21 protein-coding genes are annotated in these 20,344 nt (G+C 64.1%); 14 read left to right on the top strand and 7 right to left on the bottom strand.

What is annotated here, in order from left to right; genetic code table 11:
• Positions 1-4 precede the first annotated feature (4 nt).
• A complete protein-coding gene (locus tag IVB27_RS16555) occupies positions 5-655 on the top strand; it encodes a response regulator (protein ID WP_247444486.1) in 651 nt (216 codons plus the stop codon).
• A gap of 143 nt (positions 656-798) precedes the next feature.
• A complete protein-coding gene (locus IVB27_RS16550) occupies positions 799-1,101 on the top strand; it encodes a hypothetical protein (RefSeq protein ID WP_247339087.1) in 303 nt (100 codons plus the stop codon).
• 54 nt (positions 1,102-1,155) lie between these two features.
• On the opposite strand, the gene IVB27_RS16545 is transcribed toward IVB27_RS16550, so the two are convergent.
• Entirely contained in the window at positions 1,156-1,740 is a 585-nt protein-coding gene (locus IVB27_RS16545) for a TetR/AcrR family transcriptional regulator (protein WP_247444485.1), read from the bottom strand.
• Positions 1,741-2,258: 518 nt separating this feature from the next.
• On the opposite strand from IVB27_RS16545, the gene purB reads away from it, so the two are divergent.
• A complete protein-coding gene (gene purB, locus IVB27_RS16540) occupies positions 2,259-3,566 on the top strand; it encodes an adenylosuccinate lyase (protein ID WP_247444484.1) in 1,308 nt (435 codons plus the stop codon).
• A gap of 125 nt (positions 3,567-3,691) precedes the next feature.
• Positions 3,692-4,864, top strand: coding sequence for a M20 aminoacylase family protein (locus IVB27_RS16535; protein ID WP_247444483.1), 1,173 nt, complete (start codon positions 3,692-3,694; stop codon positions 4,862-4,864).
• Between the two features lie 180 nt (positions 4,865-5,044).
• On the opposite strand, the gene IVB27_RS16530 is transcribed toward IVB27_RS16535, so the two are convergent.
• The 4 genes from IVB27_RS16530 to IVB27_RS16515 form a co-directional block, all read right to left on the bottom strand.
• On the bottom strand, positions 5,045-5,206 hold the full coding sequence (locus IVB27_RS16530) for a hypothetical protein (RefSeq protein ID WP_247444482.1): 162 nt from the start codon (positions 5,204-5,206) through the stop codon (positions 5,045-5,047).
• Positions 5,206-7,026 (bottom strand): caspase family protein, encoded by a 1,821-nt coding sequence (locus tag IVB27_RS16525; protein WP_247444481.1) that lies wholly within the window; start codon positions 7,024-7,026, stop codon positions 5,206-5,208. The genes IVB27_RS16530 and IVB27_RS16525 overlap by 1 nt, the downstream gene beginning before the upstream one ends.
• A 25-nt stretch (positions 7,027-7,051) precedes the next feature.
• Positions 7,052-8,902, bottom strand: coding sequence for a caspase family protein (locus tag IVB27_RS16520; protein WP_247444480.1), 1,851 nt, complete (start codon positions 8,900-8,902; stop codon positions 7,052-7,054).
• A gap of 166 nt (positions 8,903-9,068) precedes the next feature.
• On the bottom strand, positions 9,069-10,976 hold the full coding sequence (locus IVB27_RS16515) for an acyl-CoA synthetase (RefSeq protein ID WP_247444479.1): 1,908 nt from the start codon (positions 10,974-10,976) through the stop codon (positions 9,069-9,071).
• A 240-nt stretch (positions 10,977-11,216) separates the two neighbouring features.
• On the opposite strand from IVB27_RS16515, the gene IVB27_RS16510 reads away from it, so the two are divergent.
• Entirely contained in the window at positions 11,217-12,314 is a 1,098-nt protein-coding gene (locus IVB27_RS16510; RefSeq protein ID WP_247444478.1) for a SecDF P1 head subdomain-containing protein, read from the top strand.
• Between the two features lie 249 nt (positions 12,315-12,563).
• The gene (locus tag IVB27_RS16505; protein ID WP_247339096.1) at positions 12,564-13,370 is read left to right on the top strand and encodes a Crp/Fnr family transcriptional regulator; all 807 of its coding nucleotides are present in this window, start codon (positions 12,564-12,566) and stop codon (positions 13,368-13,370) included.
• An 18-nt stretch (positions 13,371-13,388) separates the two neighbouring features.
• On the opposite strand, the gene IVB27_RS16500 is transcribed toward IVB27_RS16505, so the two are convergent.
• Both IVB27_RS16500 and IVB27_RS16495 read right to left on the bottom strand, forming a co-directional pair.
• Positions 13,389-14,030, bottom strand: a complete 642-nt coding sequence (locus IVB27_RS16500; protein ID WP_247444477.1) for a glutathione S-transferase family protein — start codon at positions 14,028-14,030, stop codon at positions 13,389-13,391.
• A 64-nt stretch (positions 14,031-14,094) separates the two neighbouring features.
• On the bottom strand, positions 14,095-14,643 hold the full coding sequence (locus IVB27_RS16495) for a cytochrome b (protein ID WP_247444476.1): 549 nt from the start codon (positions 14,641-14,643) through the stop codon (positions 14,095-14,097).
• Between the two features lie 176 nt (positions 14,644-14,819).
• On the opposite strand from IVB27_RS16495, the gene murI reads away from it, so the two are divergent.
• The 8 genes from murI (at position 14,820) to IVB27_RS16455 (ending at position 20,338) form a co-directional block, all read left to right on the top strand.
• Complete coding sequence (murI, locus tag IVB27_RS16490) at positions 14,820-15,617, top strand: glutamate racemase (RefSeq protein WP_247339100.1); 798 nt, start codon at positions 14,820-14,822, stop codon at positions 15,615-15,617.
• A 61-nt stretch (positions 15,618-15,678) separates the two neighbouring features.
• On the top strand, positions 15,679-16,452 hold the full coding sequence (locus tag IVB27_RS16485) for an HpcH/HpaI aldolase family protein (RefSeq protein WP_247444475.1): 774 nt from the start codon (positions 15,679-15,681) through the stop codon (positions 16,450-16,452).
• 67 nt (positions 16,453-16,519) lie between these two features.
• Positions 16,520-16,918, top strand: a complete 399-nt coding sequence (locus IVB27_RS16480) for a cupin domain-containing protein (RefSeq protein WP_247444474.1) — start codon at positions 16,520-16,522, stop codon at positions 16,916-16,918.
• A gap of 105 nt (positions 16,919-17,023) precedes the next feature.
• Positions 17,024-17,791 (top strand): acyltransferase, encoded by a 768-nt coding sequence (locus IVB27_RS16475; protein ID WP_247444473.1) that lies wholly within the window; start codon positions 17,024-17,026, stop codon positions 17,789-17,791.
• Positions 17,792-17,989: 198 nt separating this feature from the next.
• Positions 17,990-18,607, top strand: a complete 618-nt coding sequence (gene rpsD / locus IVB27_RS16470; RefSeq protein ID WP_247339107.1) for a 30S ribosomal protein S4 — start codon at positions 17,990-17,992, stop codon at positions 18,605-18,607.
• A 94-nt stretch (positions 18,608-18,701) separates the two neighbouring features.
• The gene (locus tag IVB27_RS16465; RefSeq protein WP_524536487.1) at positions 18,702-18,953 is read left to right on the top strand and encodes a hypothetical protein; all 252 of its coding nucleotides are present in this window, start codon (positions 18,702-18,704) and stop codon (positions 18,951-18,953) included.
• A complete protein-coding gene (locus IVB27_RS16460) occupies positions 18,950-19,144 on the top strand; it encodes a type II toxin-antitoxin system RelE/ParE family toxin (protein ID WP_247444472.1) in 195 nt (64 codons plus the stop codon). The genes IVB27_RS16465 and IVB27_RS16460 overlap by 4 nt, the downstream gene beginning before the upstream one ends.
• Before the next feature lie 126 nt (positions 19,145-19,270).
• Positions 19,271-20,338, top strand: a complete 1,068-nt coding sequence (locus tag IVB27_RS16455; RefSeq protein WP_247444471.1) for a threonine aldolase family protein — start codon at positions 19,271-19,273, stop codon at positions 20,336-20,338.
• The last annotated feature ends 6 nt before the right edge of the window (positions 20,339-20,344 follow it).

The raw sequence follows: 20,344 nt of genomic DNA, 5'->3' as shown, positions 1-20,344 counted from the left end.
CGGCATGAACGAGATTGCGGCAACAGGAATCTCCGTGCTGCTGGTCGACGACCATCCGATCGTGCGGCAAGGCTACCGGCGCGTGCTGGAAAGCCAGGGCGATCTGCATGTCGTGGCGGAGGCCGATAACGCCGCGGATGCCTACAGCGCCTTCAAGGCGCGCGATCCTGACGTCGTCGTGCTCGATATCTCGATGCCCGGCGCGAGCGGGCTGGAGGCGATCCGCAACATCCGCGCGCGCAGCCCGCGGGCGCGCATCCTCGTTTTCACCATGCACAACGAGGCCGTGCTGGTGAAAGCCGCCTTCAGTGCCGGCGCCAGCGGCTTCGTCACCAAGAGCAGCGAGCCGTCCGCGGTCGTATCCGCGATCCGCAGCGTTGCCCGCGGCGAACGCGCCATGAGCGACGACATCGCGCACATCCTGGCCGAGGACAGCCTCTCGGCGGGCTCTGCGCTGGATCAACTGGGAGAACGCGAGATCGAGATCCTGCGCCAGTTCGCCGGCGGCGCCACCACCGAGCAGATCGCGACGCATCTCAATCTCAGCGTCAAGACGGTGCAGAACTATCACTATCTGATCAAGACCAAGACCGGCGCGCGCACGGATGCGCAGCTCGTGCGGCTCGCCGCGGCTTGCGGGCTGACGAAGATCTAAGTGTTCGCCCGTCCCTGGAGACAGGGCGCGCAGAGCCCTCCTCCGCACGCGGGGCCTCCAAGAATATTTCGATCGCCTTAGCGATGCGGATTGGAACGGAGGCGGTCGAACTCTGGTTAGTACCAGAGCGAAGGAGTTCCGCCATGAGTAAGGCTATCCGCGAAGCCACCTATCCCGCGATCATCACTGTCGGCGAGCTCATCGATGAACTCTGCCGCCTGCCAGACACAGCAACGATTCGATTCCACTGCCCCCTGCTCGGACAAGAGCTTGCATTCTACCGGCTTCGAAAGCGGGCGAAGGACCTTGTCGAAATTGAAGTCAATGCGTATCCGGAAAGCCCGCCGGTCGTGCCATTGGCCGGTGCCGCGCTTGGTGGGCGGAAAAAATCTCACCATCCGCGTTCGCTCCGCGATGGTGCCCTTGCCCATAAGGTGGGGGGATAACAAACGCCGGCCAGGTCGGCTACCGCTGGCTTTGGAGCGGGTGGGTTGTTCGGCCTAAGCCTTTAATCCGCGCAACAGCAGCGCCAGCGTCGCATCGACGCGCGCCGGCAGATCGGCGTCCTTCCACTCGTCGGCGTGGGCCGGATGGTGAAAGCGGACGGTGGCATCGAAGATGGCGCGCGCGGTTGCCTTGACGTCGCCAACCTCGAACACGCCCTGCTTCACGCCGTCGGTCAGGATCGCCCCGATCTGGTCGATCATGGTGTCCTTGTGACACCTGACGGCTGCGCAGGCCTCGCGCGCCAGGGTCAGATAGGTGTCGAACATCTCGGGGTCGTCGAGCACGCGCGAACGCTTGGCGTCGAACAGCGTGCGCAGCCAGCGGTCGAGCCTGACTGGCGCCGGACCCTGCTCCTCGGCGATCGCCAGCAACGGCGCGTCGATACGGTCCAGCCAACGTTTGGCAACGGCCTCGCGCAGCGAGGCCTTGCTCGGAAAATGGCGGTAGACGCTGCCGTGGCTCACATCGAGCGCACGGGCGACGTCGACCACGGTGGCCTTGGCAAGTCCGTAGCGCCGCAACACGTCCTCGGTGACTTCGAGGATCCGCTCCGGCGTCAAGATAACGGCTTCATTCATGCCAGCACCATGGTCCCGTTGAGGGCTCAGTTACCCGGCGATGGAGCTGCTTCCGAAGCGCCCGTGCCGGTCGTTTCGGAAAGCTCTCGCCTTAATGAGGCAGTTTTGCAGCCTGCGCCGCGATCTGGCGCGCCACCAGTAAATTGAGCCAATGCCCAATCGTCCCGGTCAGATTGATGATTTCGGTCGTCATTGTCTTAAGTCTCCAATCGTCCGCGGTTTCTCCTCGGGGAGAACCACGAGACGCCCAATCGGAGCGTCCGACAGGGGATATACACGTCTCGCTGACAGATTTCAATATCTGTCAGTCAATGATCCGTGATTGATAGTCGATTTTTGCGGGCCTCCTCTCCGGCCTCCCTTCGGCCGGCTGGTCCGGTGGATAGCTCGGCGATCTCCCTCTTCCCGGGCTCGGATCGTTTGTTTTGCCCTCTCCGCTCTGCTAAATCACGGCGTAAAAAGCATTTTGGCAGGCAGCGCTCTCTTGGGTCGCCCGCCCACCTTCCTGGAGCAGTCCAATGATCCCCCGCTATACCCGCCCGGAAATGGCCTCGATCTGGGAACCGCAGACCCGGTTCAATATCTGGTTCGAGATCGAGGCGCACGCGGCTGACGCCCTCGCCGAGCTCGGGACGATCCCCAAGGAAGCCGCCAAAACGGTCTGGGCCAAGGCCAAGGACGTCACCTTCGACGTCGCCCGCATCGACGCGATCGAGCGCGAGACCAAGCACGACGTCATCGCCTTCCTCACCCATCTTGCCGAGATCGTCGGCCCCGAAGCGCGCTTCGTGCATCAGGGTATGACCTCCTCCGACGTGCTCGACACTTGCCTCAACGTCCAGCTCACCCGCGCCGCCGACCTGCTGCTCGCCGACCTCGACAAGGTGCTGGCGGCGCTGAAGAAGCGCGCCTTCGAGCACAAGATGACGCCCACTATCGGTCGCAGCCACGGCATCCATGCCGAGCCCGTGACCTTCGGCCTCAAGCTCGCTTATGCCTATGCCGAATTCACGCGCGCCAAGGAGCGCCTGATCGCGGCGAGGAAAGAGGTCGCGACCTGCGCCATCTCCGGCGCCGTCGGCACCTTCGCGCAGATTGATCCGCGCGTGGAAGAACACGTCGCCAAGGCCATGGGCCTTGTCCCCGAGCCGATCTCGACGCAGGTGATCCCGCGCGATCGCCACGCGATGTATTTCTCGGTCCTCGGTGTGATCGCCTCCTCGGTCGAGCGCTTCGCGGTGGAGATCCGCCACATGCAGCGCACCGAGGTGCTGGAGGCCGAAGAGTTCTTCTCCGAAGGGCAGAAGGGTTCGTCCGCGATGCCGCACAAGCGCAATCCGGTGCTCTCGGAAAACCTCACGGGTCTCTCTCGCATGGTCCGCGCCTATGTGACACCGGCGCTGGAGAACGTCGTGCTCTGGCACGAGCGCGACATTTCGCACTCCTCCGCCGAGCGCATGATGGCCCCCGACGCGACCGTGACGCTCGACTTCGCGCTGGTGCGCCTCGCCGGCCTGATCGACAAGCTGCTGGTGTATCCCGCCAACATGCAGAAGAACCTCGACCGCCTCGGCGGCCTCGTGCACTCCCAGCGCGTGCTGCTGGCGCTGACGCAGAAGGGCGCCAGCCGCGAGGACGCCTACAAGCTCGTGCAGCGCAACGCCATGCCGGTCTGGCGCGGCGAAGGCGACTTCCTGCAACTGCTGAAGGGCGACGCCGAGGTGAAGAAATATCTCAGCGACGCCGAGATCGAGGAGCAGTTCGATCTCGGCTATCACCTCAAGCACGTCGACACGATCTTCAAGCGCGTGTTCGGGGAAAGCTGAGTGTCGCGTCCGTAGTGCGTAGCCTGGGTGAGCGCAGCGATAACCCGGGGAGCCACCAACAAAGATCCCGGATGTCGCTTCGCTCATCCGGCTACAACAATAACAACAACAGAGACGGAGCCCCCATGCCGATCGTCAACCGCGTTGCCGCCCTGTCCGACGAAATGGCCGCCTGGCGCCATGACTTCCATGAGAACCCGGAACTGCAATACGACGTCCATCGCACCGCCGGCATCGTCGCCGATCGTTTGCGCGAGTTCGGCTGCGACGAGGTGGTGACTGGCATCGGCCGCACCGGCGTCGTCGGCGTGATCCGCGGCCGCAAGTCGGCCTCCGGCAAGACCATTGGCCTGCGCGCCGACATGGACGCGCTGCCGATCATGGAGACGTCAGGCGTCGCCTACGCCTCCAAGGTACCCGGCAAGATGCACGCCTGCGGCCATGACGGCCACACCGCCATGCTGCTCGGCGCCGCCAAATATCTCGCCGAGACGCGCAACTTTGACGGCACCGCGATCGTGATCTTCCAGCCCGCCGAGGAAGGTGGCGGCGGCGGCAAGGCGATGGTCGAGGACGGGTTGATGACGCGCTGGAACATTCAGGAGGTCTACGGCATGCACAACATGCCGGGTCTGCCCGAGGGCCATTTCGCGACTACGCCGGGTGCGATGCTCGCCTCCTCCGATAACATCCAGATCACGGTCCACGGCAAGGGCGGCCACGCCGGCGCGGGTCCGCACAAATCGATCGACAGCGTGCTGATCGGCTCGCAGATCGTCAACGCGCTGCAATCGATCGTCGCGCGCAACGTCGATCCGCTGAAGTCCGCCGTCATCTCGATCACGCAATTCCACTCCGGCACGGCCTTCAATATCATTCCGGAGATCGCCGAGCTCGGGGGCACCGTGCGCACGCTCGATCCCGAGGTGCGCGATCTGGTCGAACGCCGCATCGGCGAGGTCGCCGACAGCGTCGCCCGTGCCTATGGCGGCTCGGCGGAGACGAAATACACGCGCATGTATCCGGTGACGATGAACCATGCGCGCGAGGCCGGCCTTGCCGCCGACGTCGCCCGCGACATCGTCGGCGCCGAGCGCGTCAACGACAAGTTCATTCCCATGATGGGCGCCGAAGACTTCTCCTTCATGCTGGAAGCGCGCCCCGGCGCGATGATCCTGGTCGGCATGGGCGACGGCAACGAGTGCCACCACCCGGCCTATGTCTTCAACGACAACATCCTCGGCCACGGCGCATCATATTGGGCACGCCTGGTGGAGACGCGGATGCCGGCGGGGTAACTCGGCGAAGAGTATCCCCCTATCGAAGCCCGTGGCGTCTGCACCAAACCACAATAGATAATCCTGCCGGTTTGGGGCGGCCTTGCCAGCCATGCCACCGCGAGGCTACCGCTTAAGATCAGTTGCAAATCTCTCTTTGCTGCCCAATACCGCCGCTCCCCTGCGATTGCCCCGTACCAATTACTTGCCGAGCTTGGGCGCGCTCTTGTAGGCGGAATTGCCGATCACGAGCGCAACGCGCTTCTCGGCCTGCGCGGCGGTACAGCCGAGCCAGCTTGCAAGAACAAGAGAAGCAAGAGCTCTGAGCCCGATGGTGGAAGTCCGGCAATTGTGCTTCGTCATCAATTGCATATTTCGGCGGGTAGCTTGACCGTAGGAGTGGCTGGATGATTGGCCGTCCCGAGCCGGCATCCCTTGGCGATCGGCCTGCATCCGGCGTTGTTGCAGATCATTTGCCCGGAGGCCTGCGGAGTCGACGGCGCAGCCTCCGTTTGCTTCCGGTCCGTATCCCGCCTCCTCGAATCCTCGCGCGTTGCGACCGGCTTCTTCTCCTGAATCTTCTCGCACTCGTTGTCGTCACCGAGGCGGTAGCCGGCGCGGCAGGCGATCTTCGCGCATTGATCGCCGTCGGCCTTGAAGCCGAAATTGCATACGAGCGGACAGACGCGTCCCGGCTTCGCCTTCAGCGCATCGAGCGCGTCGAAACTGGCAAGCTTTGCGTCGAATTGGGTGCCTGCGTACTTGTTGAACAGTGTCAGCGAGCGCTGCGAGGCGGCGCTCCAGTCGCCGTCGGCGGCGGCCGAAAGACAGCCGACGCGGCGCAGTTCGCTCTGAACGGATTTCGCGAGATCGCCGGGCGGCGGGGAGCTTGGCGGCGGCGACAGCGCGGCCACCTTCCTACTGTCGCCATCAGCCGCCTGCTTGTCCGCCGCCTGCTTCGCTGCCGCCTCGGTCGCTGCCTTCTCGAGCGCCCGCTTCTCCGCGAGCGACCTGGCCGCGGCAGCTTCCGCCGCCTTGCGATCTCGTTCGGCTGCCTCTGCCTTGGCCTGCTCGATCTGCTTGGCCTTCTCGGCCGCGATCCTCGCCCCTTCCGCGGCTTTCGCAGCGGCGGCCGCTTTCTCCTGCTCGGCCTTCTGGGCTCGTTCGGTCGCGAGCCTCGCCTTCTCCTGTTCGGCCAGGCGCGCCTTCTCGGTCGCTGCCGTGCGATCCTCCTCGGCGGCAATCTTCTTCAACTGCACGCGGGCGAGGTTGGCGTAAAAGCCCTCCGGATAGGTCTGGAGGAATGCTTCCCAGGCTTCACGCAGGCCGGCCTGAAGGGCAAGCTCGTAGTCTTTGCGCACACTGTCCTGTGGATTTGCCTGCGGACCGGCTGCGGCGGCCGGCCTTGCCGGCACCAGCGGCACATCGCTGCCGCCCAGGGAGCCATAGACATACGGCTCCTGCTTGTTGCCGGTCTTTTTCAAGACGTCGTCACGGACAAACCCGAACGCCTTGCGCAAGTCGAGCCCGGGCTTTGGCAGATGATCGGTCAGCGCCACCGCGAACGGGCTATTCCGGGAGTCGCCATCGGACGCCGTCGACCCAGCCTTGGCCGCAAATGCGATCATCGTGTTGGGACTGGTTGGCTCGACCTTGGCAAGCCCGCCACCAATCGCGCGCGAGGCCAGGGTGCGCTTCATCGCCTTGGCGAAAGGGTTGTCGCGACAGGCATCGAGGATGACGAGACGGAGTTGTTTGGCCGGTTCGACCGCATACAGCGCGCGGTCGAGTGCGATCGTCTCGTCGAGGACATCGCCATCGGTTTCCAGCATGGCATCGGTCGGAACGAGATAGTTGCTGCCGTCCAGCTCGATGCCATGGCCCGCATAGTAGATCACCGCCATGTCGGCATCGCGCGTCCTGGCCGCGAACTCGCGTAGCGATCGCCGCATTTCGCTGGCATTGAGGTCCAGCTTGATCTCGACCGTATCGAAACCCGCATTCCTGAACATGCCGCCGATCAGTCCGGCGTCGTTCACCGGGTTCGCGAGCCGCGGCGCGTTCTTGTAGGCGGAATTGCCAATCACGAGCGCGACGCGCTTGTCGGCCTGAGCCGGCGCGCAGGTGCAAAGAGCCGCAAATATGAATAGGAAGAGATATCGAGCGATGTTCACGCAATTCATCCGCGGTTCTGGATCGACTCCACGATCAGTTGCAGACCTCATAATTGCCGCTTCCTACGGAGGCGTTATATCTTCCGGGCGCAGCCCCGGCCACGAGTCTGCATCCTTTCTGCACCGGACGACAGCCAGCCGAACTGCAAAAAATCTGCCCACTGTCTTCGGGCTTCGAGGGCGCCGATTCCGAGGCCTTCCGGTCCGCGTCCCGCTTCCTCGAATCTTCCCGCGTCGCGACCGGCTTCTTCTCGGGCACCTTCTCGCACTCGTTGTCGTCACCGACGCGATAGCCGGCGCGGCAGGTGATCTTCACGCATTGATCGCCGTCGGCCTTGGAGCCGAAATTGCAAATGAGCGGGCAGACTCGTCCGGGTTTTGCTTTCAGCGCTTCGAGTGCGTCGATGCTTGCAAGCTTCGCGTCGAGCTGGGTGCCGGCATATTTGTTGAAGAGCGTGAGCGAGCGCTGTGATGCGGCGCTCCAGTCGCCGTCCGCAGTCGTGGACAGGCAGCCCACACGGCGCAATTCGCTCTGTAGGGATTTTGTCAGATCAGCCGCCGACAATGCCGATGCCGGCGTCGGCGAAAGGGCTGCAACTTTTTGCTCGACCTCAGGCATCTGCCGATCGGCCGTCGGCTTTGCCACCTGCTCCGCCTTCTCGGCTGCCTGCTTGGCGGCAAGCTCGGCCTTGGCCTTCTCCGCCGCCTGCTTCTCGGCCTGTGCTTTCGCCGCAGCAGCCTCAGCCAGCTTGCGCTGGTGCTCCGCCGCCTCGGTCCTCGCCTGCTCGATCTGCTTCTGCTTCTCCGCCGCGATCCGGGCCTCTTCGGCAGCTTTGGCCGCCGCGGCCGCCTTGTCCTGCTCGGTCTTCTGGGCGCGTTCGGCAATAAGCCTTGCCTTCTGCTGCTCGGCCGCATTCGCCTTTTGCTCGGCCGACGCCCGCGTCTCTTCAGCGGCGATCTTGTTCATCTGGCCCTTGGCCAGATTGGCATAAAAACCTTCGGGATATTGCGCCAGGAAGGCTTCCCAACCGTCGCGCGTGGCAAGCTGCAGCGCCAGCTCGTAATCCCTGCGAATAGAATCCTGCGGGTTGGCCTGCGCCCCAGACGCGGCCGGTTTGACCGCAACCAATGGCACGTCGTCGCCACCGAGCGAGCCGTACACATACGGCTCCTGCTTGTAGCCCGTGCTCTTGAGCACGTCGTCGCGCACGAAGCCGAAAGCCTTGCGCAGGTCGAGGCCCGGCTTCGGCAGGTGCTCGACCAAGGCGACGGCGAACGGGCTGTTCTTGGAGTCGCCGTCAGACGCGGTCGATCCCGCTTTCGCGGCGAAGGCGATCATGGTGTTAGGGCTGGTCGGCTCAACCTTGGCGAGCCCGCGTCCGATCGCGCGGGAGGCCAGCGTCCGCTTCATGGTCTTGGAAAACGGATTGTCGCGGCACGCGTCCAGGATGATCAGGCGCAGCTGCTTGGCCGGCTCGACCGCGAACAGCGCGCGCTCGACCGGGATGGTCTCGTCGAGCACGTCGCCATCCGTCTCCAGCGTCGCATCGGTCGGAATGAGATAGTTGGTGCCTTCCAGCTCGATGCCGTGGCCGGCGTAATAGATCACCGCCACATCCGCATCGCGGGTCCTGCCGGCGAACTCACGCAACATGCGCCGCATCTCGCTCGCACTGAGATCCAGCCTGACGTCGACGGAATCAAAGCCCGCCTTCTTGAACATGCCGCCGACCAGAGTGGCATCGTTCACGGGATTGCCGAGCTTGGGCGCGCTCTTGTAGGCGGAATTGCCGATCACGAGCGCAACCCGCCGGTCCGCATGGGCCGGTCCGCAGGCAAGGCCAATGGCCAAAATCAACAAAGCAAATAACCGAAACGGAATCACTTGCGTCCCCCAGGATGCAATTCCATGAGAATATCCGGGAGCGTGGCCGATTGCCAATTCTTCCTATGTGATAGTTGTCACACAAGACCCTCTATCGGGGTATGGATAATGCGGCGAAGCGTCGCTCTGCTTTCGCAGTTGACGCCAAAGCCGGCTGTTGGGTCCGTTACATTTGCACCACCTCGTGGCGCATCACGAACGGTGCAAGCAGTGCGTGCACCTCGCTCGCAACCGCCTCGCGCTGATCAGCCGGCAGGCCCGCCAGCGTAACCGTGGCGATCGAGCCGTGGCTGCCGTGAGCGCCGACCCTGACCTTGCAGTCGATGCCGCGCTCGGCGAGCGGTGTCAGCACCTTCGTGAACACGCGCTGGGCTGCGTCCCAGCGCAGTTGCGGCTTGAATACCTTGCCGACGCCGGTGACAGGCATCGGGTCGATCGGAATGACCTGCACCGGAACGGCGGCGCGCTCCGGCGTGCGCTCGCGCACCCATGTCTCCAACTCGCCCGGTTCGACGGTCGCACCCGGCTTCAGCTGCACGTAACCCACCGGCAATTCGCCGGCATAGGCGTCGGGCTGACCGACCACCGCGGCAAAGCCGACGGCGGGATGCCGGAACATGATCTCCTCGATCGGCGCCGGATCGATGTTGTGGCCGCCGCGGATCACGAGATCCTTGGCGCGGCCGGTGATCCAGAGATAGCCGTCGGCATCGAGCCGGCCGAGATCGCCGGAATTGACCCAGACCTCGTCGACGAAGGCGCCCTTGTTGTGCTCGTCGTTGAGATAGCCGCCGAACACGCCGGGCCCGGCCATGATGACGACACCGATCTCGTCCGGCGCGCAGTCGCGGATCAGCCGGCCGTCGGCATCGAGTTGCACGATGCGGACCCGCGCGTAAGGCATGGGAAGGCCGACCGAGCCGAGCCGGATCGGCCGCGACGGATAGGCCAGCGTGTGCACGCTCGAGGTCTCGGTCATGCCGTAGACCTCGACGACCGGCAGCTTGAGCTTGTCCTGGATTGCAGACCCCACCGCGACCGGGATCGCCGAGCCGCCACCGGCTGCATATTTCAGGCTGGAGATGTCGGCATTGCCGGGCGGCACCGCGAGCGTTGCGGCGAGCACCGTCGGCACGCTCGACAGCGCCTCCGGCTTGAAGCGCTCGACCAGTTGCCAGATGTTCTTCACCGCATTCGGATTGCGCCATCCGCTCGGCGACAGCACGACCAGCGATCCGCCGGCGGACAGCGTCAGCAGCACCTGGGTCAGCGAACCCCCGACATGAAACAGCGGCATGCCGAACAGCATGTTGGCGCCGGGCTTGGACTTCAGCAGCAGATTGAGCGCCCAGGCCTGATAGACCTGGTTGGCATGGGTGTGCCGCACCAGCTTTGGCGTTCCGGTGGTGCCTCCGGTATGGAAATAGGCCGCGATATCGCTGCCGAGAATCTTGCGCCCGCTGATAAGCCGGTCCGACGGCTGCTGCTTGATCAGATCGCTGAAGGCAAAGATTCCCTTCGCCGGATCGCCGCCGCCGAACACCTGCACGACCGCCTTGAGATGCTTGAGTCGTGGACGGATCTGTTCGACCTTCTGCCAGATGTCGGTGCCGGGCATCGGTCCGAGCGCCACCAGGACTTTTGTGTTCGCGGCTTCCAGAATCTCCGCGATCTGGTGCGGCTCCAAGAGCGGATTGACGGGGTTGGCGATGCCTGCGGCCTCCGCGCCGAACAGTGTCACGAAGGCGTCAGGTACCAGTGGCAGCATGAAGCTGATGACGTCGCCCTTCTCGACGCCAAGCGCCTGAAACATGTTGGCGGCCTGCGTGACGCGCGCGATGAAATCGCGGTATGTCACAACGAGAGGCGTGTCGGCGGGATCGGCATTTTGCAGGAACTGGATCGCCGGCCCGTCGGGGTTGCCCGCCGCACCCAGCCTGATCGCGTCGTAGGTGCTCTCGGCCGCGACGCGATCGGCGTAAGGGACCTGCTCGAAGGCTCGAACCTCGGCGTCCGTTGCCAGGTCCGGATAGTCGCTGCCGATGAGCCGATCGAGCGCGTGGATGCCCGCCATGGAATTCCGTCCTCCCTCAGATGCATTCCCCGCGCCCTGTCTTTTGACTTTTTGGGTCGAGGAGGCCTCGACCGATGACCGGTCGAGCACGGACAGAATGATGGATGATTTGGCGTTCGTCCATGACCTAACGTCGCCTACGATCGGGCTCAGACCTTTGAACCTGCGGGCCAGATCCGGGGACCAAGAATTGGCATCGGACCATCATGCCAGCGCCCTGCCGCAAGACTTGAGGTGATCATGACTACGCCCCTGCGGGATTGCGCCACTCGGCCCTTCATCGCGCTCGCCATGACACTTGCGATCATGGCATCGGCGATCGCCCTGCCCCGCGCGGCACTCGCCGAGGACGGCCAGTTCGACAAGATGCGCGCCAAGATCGCGGCCTTCGTCGCCGACAAGATGGAGAAGCTCGGCGGGTCGCGCATCATCTACAAGGTGGACACCGATGGCCTGCGCGAGAGCGTCGTCACGGATTTGCGCGACGACGTCTACAAGAACCTGCGCGAGGGCCGGATCGCCTTCTCCGGTCTTGCGATCCGCGACGGCGGCGTCGAGTTGAAGATCGCCGACGCCAAGGGCCGCGAGCAGCTCGCGCGCAAGCTCGCGTCAGCCGCAGAGGGATTGCCGTCGCATGCACTCGCCGTGACTGACGGCGGCGACGGAATGGTCAGGCTCGCGCCGACCGATGCCGCGTCCTCCGCGCGGCTGCACGAGTTCGTCGAAGATGCCATCGCCATGATCGAGCAGCGTCTGAAGGAGGCCGGCGTCCAGCTCGCCAGCGTCCAGCCCGACGGGACCGATCGCATCCGCATCTTCCTGCCCGGTGTGATGGAGCCCGAGCGCGTCACCGCGGTCTTCGCCCGAAGGGTCAAGGTCGGCTTCCGCCTGATCGACCTCTCGATGCCGCCGGAGCAGGCGCAATCCGGCGCGCCGCCGGCAGGCACGGAAGTCCTGCCCGGCTTCAAGGACAAGAGCCTTTATCTGGTCGCCAAGGACAGCGTGCTCGACGGCGACGACATGAGCTATGCAGGCCCGGGTTTTGCCAGCGGCACGAAGGACCCGATCGCCTCGTTCCGCTTCAACGGCCGCGGCACGCGGCGCTTTGCCCACGTCACCGAAGAGAACATCGGAAAGCCCTTCGCCATCGTGCTCGACGGCAAGGTGATCTCCGCCCCCGTGATCCGCGAGCCCATCACCGGCGGTTCGGGCCAGATCTCCGGCAATTTCACCCTGGAGGAAGCGAACAGCATCGCCATGATGCTGCGCGCCGGTTCGCTGCCGGGGCACCTAGGCCTGGTCGAGCAGCAGGTCGTGCAGCCCGCCGCCAAGCCCTAGGGCTGGGATCGCCCCACGCCCCTGCCCCGTCGGGCGCCGAGGTCCACCACGCCGAGGCTCGTACCCCGTGGGCCCGAATCACGGGGGCGCCACGGCCAAACAGGCAATTGCCGAAACCACCGATCCCGCTAAAATTTGCCTCTTGCGGCATGACGGCCGGAGGCTTCATTCAAGTGGTCGTCATTCGATTTCGGCTATACCTGTCGAGAATACCGACCAGGACTGAAGGCCTTACGCGGGGATAGTACCATGCCGTCCGGCAGCGCAGACATTTCGTCGATCCTCGACCGCATTCTCGATGCGGCGACGGATAACCTCAAGATCGCGAAGATCCTGGTCCAGATGGGCCTCGATCCGAACAACGTCACCTACGACGCGATTTTCAATCGGATGCTGGAGATCTTCGTCCACAACATCACGTTGGCCAATATGTTCGCCGCGGTCGGCGCAGGCTTCTTCGTCGCCACCCTCCTGATGCGGACGATGGTGCCGCTGCGCGTCGCCAACATGGTCGGTTGCGCGTTCTTCGCCGTTTTCGGCGCGCTCTCAGCCAACGTCTCTACGTTCCTGCTCTATCTGCTGCTGCTTCCGATCAACGCCGTGCGGCTGCGGCAGATGCTCAAGCTCGTCAAGAAGGCGCGCCATGCGGCCGAAGGCGACATGTCGATCGAATGGCTCAAGCCGTTCATGACCGAACGCAAATACCGCCGTGGCGACACGCTCTTCAAACTGGGCGATCCAGCCAAGGACATGCTCCTGACCGTCACCGGCAAGTTCCTGGTCAAGGAGATCAATATCGAGATCATGCCGGGCGCGCTGATGGGCGAGCTCGGCTTCCTCACGCCGGGCAACCGGCGCACCGGAACTATCGAATGCATCGAAGACGGGCAGGTGCTGACGATTACCTACGACCGATTGCTCGAGATCTACTTCCAGGATCCGCAGTTCGGCTACTACTTCCTGGTGCTGACCAGCCAGCGCCTGCTGCAAAACATCGATCGGTTGCAGAAGCAGCTGGCCACGGAGCGGGCCGCCACCACGAACAGGATCGCGTGATCGATTGCGCGTCGCCGTTCAGTTCAAGAGCAACGCCATGCCCGGATCGCCCTTCTCCATCGCACGCCGATAGCCCGCCCGCGCGCTGATGCGGCCGAGATATTTGACCACGTTCGGACAGCGCGACAGGTCATAGGGCTGGAAGTAGCGCATCGTGGTGAGCGAGAAAGCTGTCATGATATCGGCGGTCGTGAAAGCGCTGCCCGCAAGGTATTCGGTCTCGCGAAGCCTTGCGTCGAGAAGATCGTAGGCCCGATCGAGACGCCCCTTCATCGCGAGCAGGGTCGGATTGTCCTTGGCGAGATCGAGCCGGCTCAGGATCATCATCCGCCCCATGCCGGGTTGCAGGGTGCCATTGGCGAAATGAAGCCAATACAGAAACTGAGCGAAGGCGGGATCAGTGGGACCGAGCACGAGTCGGCCGTTGCCATATTTTGCAACGATGTAGTCGACGACCGCACCGGATTCCGCGAGCACCAGCTCGCCGTCGGTGATGACCGGCGCCGTGCCAGCCGGATGCAGCGCCTTGTACTCGGCAGGAGCCAGCATGGTGACGGGATCGCGCGTATAGCGCTTCAGCTCGTAGGGAATCCCCAGCTCTTCGCACAGCCAGACGATACGCTCGGACTGCGATTTGCCGAGATGATGGACGGTAAGCATGAGGCCTCCTGAAGAGATGAAGCAGAACGTGGGATGTGCCACGAACGCACATGTGTGGTTGCGATTACGCCTCGTCCGTTACCATCCGCGCCACGACGCGGTCGCGGCGGATGAAGTGGTGCCAGAGGGCCGCGATCATGTGAACCGCGATCAAGGCGAGCAGCACATAGGCGAAGAGGATGTGGCGGTCCTCATAGACGCCCGCCGCCGCGCGGTCGGGCGTGGTGAATTGCGGCACGTGAAACAGGCCGAAGAAGTCCGAATAGTCAGGCGCGTGCGCACCGGAATGGGCCCAGCCGAGCATGGTGACGACGACAACGGCGAGGTAGAGCGCGCCGTGGCTGACATGGGCCGCGATCTTCTGCCAGCGCGAGGTCTCGGCCGGCAAAGCCGGCGTCGGGTTGACGAGGCGCCACACCAGGCGCAGCACGGTGAGCAGCAGGATCACATAGCCGATATCGGCGTGGATCGAGCGGTAGAAGAAGCGATCGGGACGCGCCGGGATGTGGTTCATCCACCAGCCGAAGCCGATCATGCCGATAATGGTCAGCGCCAAAATCCAGTGCAGCCACCGGGAAACGCTGCCCCAGCCTTGACTGGTGTTTCTGATCATGTCGGCTCTCCGGAGTTTTGCGGGCCTGCCGCCCCTGTCGGCACCGCAGTACGGCAGCTGATAGCGGGAACACGCGGCAATCGCGAAATTGAATCGTTCCAAATTGGTCCCAAACGCCCCTGCCGCAAAACCGCCCCAAAAACCGAATGGTAACCATGGCGGGCTAAGGTAACGACGTGATCAATTCTCCGACGATCCTGGTGTTCGATTCCGGCCTTGGTGGGCTCACGGTGCTGCGTGAGGTCGTGGCCGCATGCCCGGACGCGCATTACGTCTATGTCGCCGACGACGCCTTCTTCCCCTACGGCCACCACAGCGAGGACCAGATCATCGCCCGCGTGGTGCCGCTGATGGGGGAATTGATCGGCACGCACGATCCTGACCTCGTCGTCATCGCCTGCAACACGGCGTCCACCCTGGTCCTATCTCACTTGCGCGCCGCTTATTCCCTGCCCTTCGTCGGCACCGTGCCGGCGATCAAGCCGGCCTGCGCCCAGTCGAAGACCCGGCGCGTCTCCGTGCTCGGTACCAAGGGCACGGTGAAGCGCGAATACACCAAGGCGCTGATCCGCGATTTCGCGCTGGGTTGTGAGGTGACGCTGGTCGGCTCACCCGAACTGGCCTCGCTGGCTGAAGCTGAACTCAGCGGCACCCCGATCAGTGACGGCGACATCCTCGCCGAGCTTACCCCCTGCTTCGTCGGCGATGCCGCGGATGCGGGCGCGCGCACCGACATAGTCGTGCTCGCCTGCACGCATTATCCGCTGCTGCTCGACCGGATGAAAAAGCTCGCGCCCTGGCCGGTCGACTGGATCGATCCGGCACCCGCGATCGCCCGCCGCGTCTCGGATCTACTCGGCCCGCCGATCGGCGGCATCGCGCAATCCGGTGCCGAGATGATCTTCACCTCGAATCGCGTACATGGCCTCAGCGCCACGCTGACGCCATTCTTCGGCGGCCGCGCATTGGCCTGACTTTCCGCGGACACGGCACGCTGCTAGGCTTCGCCGTCGTCATCTCTCCGCAGGTCATCTCATGTCGATCCCCGCAATGCCGCTCAATCGCCTCCGCCAATTGTGGCGCGAGGGTCGTCCCGCGTTCGGGGCGATCGCGACGATCCCGAGCGTGCAGACTGTGCAGATCATGGCCCGCTCGCTCGACTGGATCATCGTCGATCTCGAGCATGGTCCGATTGGACTGACCGAGGCGCATGCGATGATCGCGGCAACGACCGGCACGCCGTGCACACCATTGGTGCGGATCGCGGCCAACGAGCCGTGGCTGGCGAAAGCACCGATGGACATCGGCGCCTTCGGCATCAATTTCCCGATGATCACCAATCGCGCCGATGCCGAGAAAGCGGTGCGCAGCGTGCGCTATCCGCCGCGCGGCGATCGTCTCTGGGGTCCGTTCCACGCGCCGTTCCGCTGGGGCCAGTCGATGCCGGACTACATGGCCTCAGCCGATGACGAGATGATCTGCATGATCACCATCGAGCATGTCGAGGCCGTCAACCGCATCGACGAGATCATGGCGACGCCAGGCATCGATGTTGCTGTGATCGGCCCCGGCGATCTCGCCACGTCCATCAATAGGCGCGGGCAGATGGACGATCCCGAGCTGCTGGAGTTGGTCGCCCGCGCGGAAGCCGGCATCCTCAGAAGCGGGGTGCCGATCGGTGGCGTGGCGCGTACCGCAGACCAGGCCAACCAGCTGATCGACCGCGGCTACCGCGCGATCGCGCTCGGCTTCGACTGGTCGCTATTCCAGCGCGGCATCATGGCGGCGTTCGAGGGGATCAAGCGCTGAACAGGCCGATTGCCACCTTGCCGGGAACGGCGGCGCTGCTAGGGTCGGCCGTTCCAGGGAGGAAACAATGCTCAAAAAGACTTTGCTCGCTCTTGCCTTCGCCGGTCTTGCCTTCACCGGCGTTGCCGCTGCCGCCTTCGCCCAGCAGCCCGGCATCAAACGCACCCCACTCCAAAAGGTCGAATTTCCGGACGGCTACAACACCATCACCGCCATCGCGGAAGTCCCGGCGGGCGGCGCGGCCGGACGCCATACCCATCCGGGAATCGAGACCGGCTACGTGCTCGAAGGCGAGCTGAATCTTCTTATCGACGGTCAGCCGGAGAAAACCCTGAAAGCCGGTGATTCCTACCAGATCCCGGCAGGTGTCGTGCACGACGCCAAAGCCCACGGCGACAAGGCCATGAAAGTGCTTGGAGTTTACGTCGTCGACAAGACCAAGCCGCTGGCTTCGCCGGCACCCTGATGCGGCGAACCGACCGGCCCCAGGCGGGTTGGTTCGTGCTAGAGCAGGCGGCGAGCGGGAATCCGCTCGCTCCACATTGTCTAATCTGCGGGAACCGAAAGAGCGATGCGCGGGAAAGCAAAGACCATTTCGCTGCCGCGCCGCCTGATTATCGATCTCATGCGCGCCTCGATCGGCGTGCCATTCGTGTCGCTTTCCCGTTCGCTCAACATCCGCCCTCTGCTGGACGCCCGCGCGGGCGCGATGGCGCCGGCCGGCTGGGCCGCGATGTTCGTCAAGGCCTTCGCTCTGGTGGCCAGGGACGAGCCGCTCCTGCGCACGGTTTACGCCAAATGGCCCTGGCCGATGCTCTATGAGCTGCCGAAGAGCGTAGCCTCGGTCGCCATCGCCCGGGTCGAGGACGGCGAGGAATGCGTGCTGTTGCAGCGGATCGCAGGCCCAGAGGCCATAGCCTTGGCCGAAATCGACGCCGAGATCCGGCGCGCCAAGACAGCCCCGATCGACGAAATTCCCATGTTCCGCAAGATCATGCGGGCGACCCGTCTGCCGCTGCCGCTGCGGCGCCTGTCCTGGGCGATCGGGCTGAATTTCGGCCGGCAGCGCGGCAACTGGTTCGGCAGCTTCGCCGTGAGCTCGGTGGCCGCGTATGGCGGGGGCGAGCTTCACCCCATCACGCCCGGCCCTTTCATCGTCAGCTATGGGGTGGTCGGGGCTGACCAGAGCATCCATGTCGTGATCCGCTGGGATCACCGGGTGACCGACGCTGCCCCCATCGCCAGGGTCCTGACCCGGCTGGAACAGGTCCTGAACACTGAAATCGCTGCCGAATTGCGGGCAGCCGGCCCCAAGCCGATCCGGGCGGTCAGGACGTGATTCCAGGGCCATTCGCATTGACAGCGAACCCCGAACTCCCCTAAAAGCCGCTTGCTCGCGGGCCGATTTCGGCCCGCGAAGCGTTTCGCGACCCGTGGTCCTTTCCCCCACGCTTTGGGGATGGGACCTGTCAGTGCCGGGCTAGCCCGTCACACAGGAGGGCGCGTTTCCTCAAATCATGAACCTACAGAGGACGCGATGACTAAGCGCAGTGAAGCCAAGTACAAGCTCGACCGCCGTATGGGCCAGAACATCTGGGGTCGCCCGAAGAGCCCCGTCAATCGCCGCGAGTACGGTCCCGGCCAGCACGGCCAGCGCCGCAAGGGCAAGCTCTCCGACTTCGGCGTGCAGCTGCGCGCCAAGCAGAAGCTGAAGGGCTACTACGCCAACATCTCCGAGCGCCAGTTCCACAGCATCTATGTCGAGGCCAGCCGCCTCAAGGGTGACACCGGCGAGAACCTGATCGGCCTGCTTGAGCGTCGTCTCGATGCGGTCGTGTACCGCGCCAAGTTCGTCTCGACGATCTTCGCCGCGCGCCAGTTCATCAACCACGGCCACGTCAAGGTGAACGGCCGCAAGGTCAACATCTCAAGCTATCAGGTCAAGATCAGCGACGTGATCGAGGTCAAGGAAGCCTCCAAGCAGCTCGCCCACGTCCTCGAAGCCAGCCAGCTCTCTGAGCGTGACACCCCGGACTATCTCGAGGTGGACCACAACAAGATGACCGCGAAATACGTGCGCATCCCGCACCTCTCCGACGTGCCGTTCCCGGTGCAGATGGAGCCGCATCTGGTCGTCGAATTCTATTCGCGCTGATAGTTCGGCAGAATCAATTCCTCAAAGGCCCCGGTTTCCGGGGCCTTTTTGTTTGAGCCGGCCATTTCCATGTCCCAGGCCATATGTGCTAGGATTGCGCATTGCAGAGTTGAGCATGACGCGTCTTCTGGAAGAGGCCTTTAGCAAAGTGTCCGGCCTGCCTGATTCAGAGCAGGACGAATTGGCGCGGACCCTGCTTGAACTTGCTGGAGTCGATCAGCCTCCTCCGATCCAGCTGACGCCGGCGGAAGAGGCCGATCTCGCCGAGGCCGAAGCCGAAATCGCTCGCGGTGAGCTTGCCAGCGTCGACGAAATCCACGCGATGTGGGCTAAGCACGGGCTGTGAAGGTCCGCTACACGAAGCGGGCGCTCGTCCAAATCGACGAAGTTCTGACCTACATCGAAGCGCGCTCGCCCCAAGGAGCAGACCACGTGCGTGACCGCGTTATAGCGTTCATCGCACTGCTTCAGGATCACCCTTATGCAGGGCGACCGACCACCCGTGCATACGTCCGTCGCTTGCCGGTCAACCCTTAACCGTATCTGATCGATTATCGTGTGACCGCGACAGAAGTCGTGATCATGCGGTTTCGTCACGCCGCCCGGCGTCCACCCAGAACTCGCTGACCGCGAGTGAGTGCAATTCCCTCAGGGAGCAAGTTGATGCTCTATACCCCTCCCCCCATCGATCCCAAGGCACCGCCGGTGCGCATCAATCTCCTCTCGGACACGCAGACCAAGCCAACGGCTGCGATGCGCGAGGCGATGGCGCGCGCCGAAGTCGGCGACGAGCAGGTCGGCGACGATCCGACCGTGAATGCGCTGTGCGAGCGCGTCGCCGAGCTGCTCGGCAAGGAAGCCGCGGTCTACATGCCATCAGGCACGATGTGCAACGTCACCGCGACGCTGGTGCATTGTCGCCCCGGCGACGAGATCCTTGCGCACGAGAGCGCGCACATCATCGCGCGCGAAGGCGGCGCGCATGCCGCCATCGGCGGCTTCCAGGTCACGCAATTGAAGGGACCCGACGGCCAGTTCACGCCGGAGACTTTCCGCAAGGCGCTGCACCCGCGCACGCGCTACCAGCCACCGCAGACCGTGGTCAGCGTCGAGCAGACCGCCAATATCGGCGGCGGCACGATCTGGAAGAAGGCCGCGCTCGACGAAATCGTCGCGATCGCCAAACAACACGGCCTCGTCACCCACATGGATGGCGCGCGTCTGCTCAATGCCACCGTGGCGAGCGGCATCTCCCCGCGCGACATGACGGCGGGGTGGGATTCGGCCTGGATCGACTTCTCGAAGGGCCTGGGCGCGCCGATCGGCGGCGTGCTCGCAGGCTCCCGCGCCTTCATCGACGCGGTGTGGCAGTGGAAGCAGCGCCTCGGTGGCTCAATGCGGCAGGCCGGAATCTGCGCGGCCGCGTGCATCTACGCACTCGACCATCACGTCGATCGTCTCGCCGACGACCACGCCAACGCGCGCGCACTCGCCCGCGGACTGTCGCAGATCCCTGGCGTCGACGTGCAGGAGCCCGAGACCAATCTCGTGTTCTTCAAGCCCGATGGCGCCGGCATTGCCGGCGACAAGATGGTTGCGGCGCTCCGCCAGCGCGGCGTGACGCTTGCGATGATGGACGGCCGCATCCGTGCCTGCACCCATCTCGACGTCAATGCGACCCAGATCGAGGAGATGATCGGCTACGTGCGCGAGATCGTGCGCGGGGCGTAAGCCCCG

It is taken from the genome of Bradyrhizobium sp. 197 (assembly GCF_023073375.1).
In the GTDB taxonomy this organism is placed as follows: Bacteria; Pseudomonadota; Alphaproteobacteria; order Rhizobiales; family Xanthobacteraceae; genus Bradyrhizobium.
The sequence above is the reverse complement of the archived record's forward strand: the minus strand, read 5'-3'. Positions and strand labels throughout refer to the sequence as shown.

Coding starts and splice junctions, on each gene's coding strand:
- IVB27_RS16485 (WP_247444475.1), top strand. CDS start 15,679: ATGTCGATCCCCGCAATGCCGCTCAATCGCCTCCGCCAATTGTGGCGC.
- IVB27_RS16555 (WP_247444486.1), top strand. CDS start 5: ATGAACGAGATTGCGGCAACAGGAATCTCCGTGCTGCTGGTCGACGAC.
- rpsD (WP_247339107.1), top strand. CDS start 17,990: ATGACTAAGCGCAGTGAAGCCAAGTACAAGCTCGACCGCCGTATGGGC.
- IVB27_RS16545 (WP_247444485.1), bottom strand. CDS start 1,740: ATGAATGAAGCCGTTATCTTGACGCCGGAGCGGATCCTCGAAGTCACC.
- IVB27_RS16535 (WP_247444483.1), top strand. CDS start 3,692: ATGCCGATCGTCAACCGCGTTGCCGCCCTGTCCGACGAAATGGCCGCC.
- IVB27_RS16515 (WP_247444479.1), bottom strand. CDS start 10,976: ATGGCGGGCATCCACGCGCTCGATCGGCTCATCGGCAGCGACTATCCG.
- IVB27_RS16530 (WP_247444482.1), bottom strand. CDS start 5,206: ATGACGAAGCACAATTGCCGGACTTCCACCATCGGGCTCAGAGCTCTT.
- IVB27_RS16480 (WP_247444474.1), top strand. CDS start 16,520: ATGCTCAAAAAGACTTTGCTCGCTCTTGCCTTCGCCGGTCTTGCCTTC.
- purB (WP_247444484.1), top strand. CDS start 2,259: ATGATCCCCCGCTATACCCGCCCGGAAATGGCCTCGATCTGGGAACCG.
- IVB27_RS16505 (WP_247339096.1), top strand. CDS start 12,564: ATGCCGTCCGGCAGCGCAGACATTTCGTCGATCCTCGACCGCATTCTC.
- IVB27_RS16510 (WP_247444478.1), top strand. CDS start 11,217: ATGACTACGCCCCTGCGGGATTGCGCCACTCGGCCCTTCATCGCGCTC.
- IVB27_RS16550 (WP_247339087.1), top strand. CDS start 799: ATGAGTAAGGCTATCCGCGAAGCCACCTATCCCGCGATCATCACTGTC.
- IVB27_RS16500 (WP_247444477.1), bottom strand. CDS start 14,030: ATGCTTACCGTCCATCATCTCGGCAAATCGCAGTCCGAGCGTATCGTC.
- IVB27_RS16455 (WP_247444471.1), top strand. CDS start 19,271: ATGCTCTATACCCCTCCCCCCATCGATCCCAAGGCACCGCCGGTGCGC.
- IVB27_RS16475 (WP_247444473.1), top strand. CDS start 17,024: ATGCGCGGGAAAGCAAAGACCATTTCGCTGCCGCGCCGCCTGATTATC.
- IVB27_RS16525 (WP_247444481.1), bottom strand. CDS start 7,026: ATGAATTGCGTGAACATCGCTCGATATCTCTTCCTATTCATATTTGCG.
- IVB27_RS16495 (WP_247444476.1), bottom strand. CDS start 14,643: ATGATCAGAAACACCAGTCAAGGCTGGGGCAGCGTTTCCCGGTGGCTG.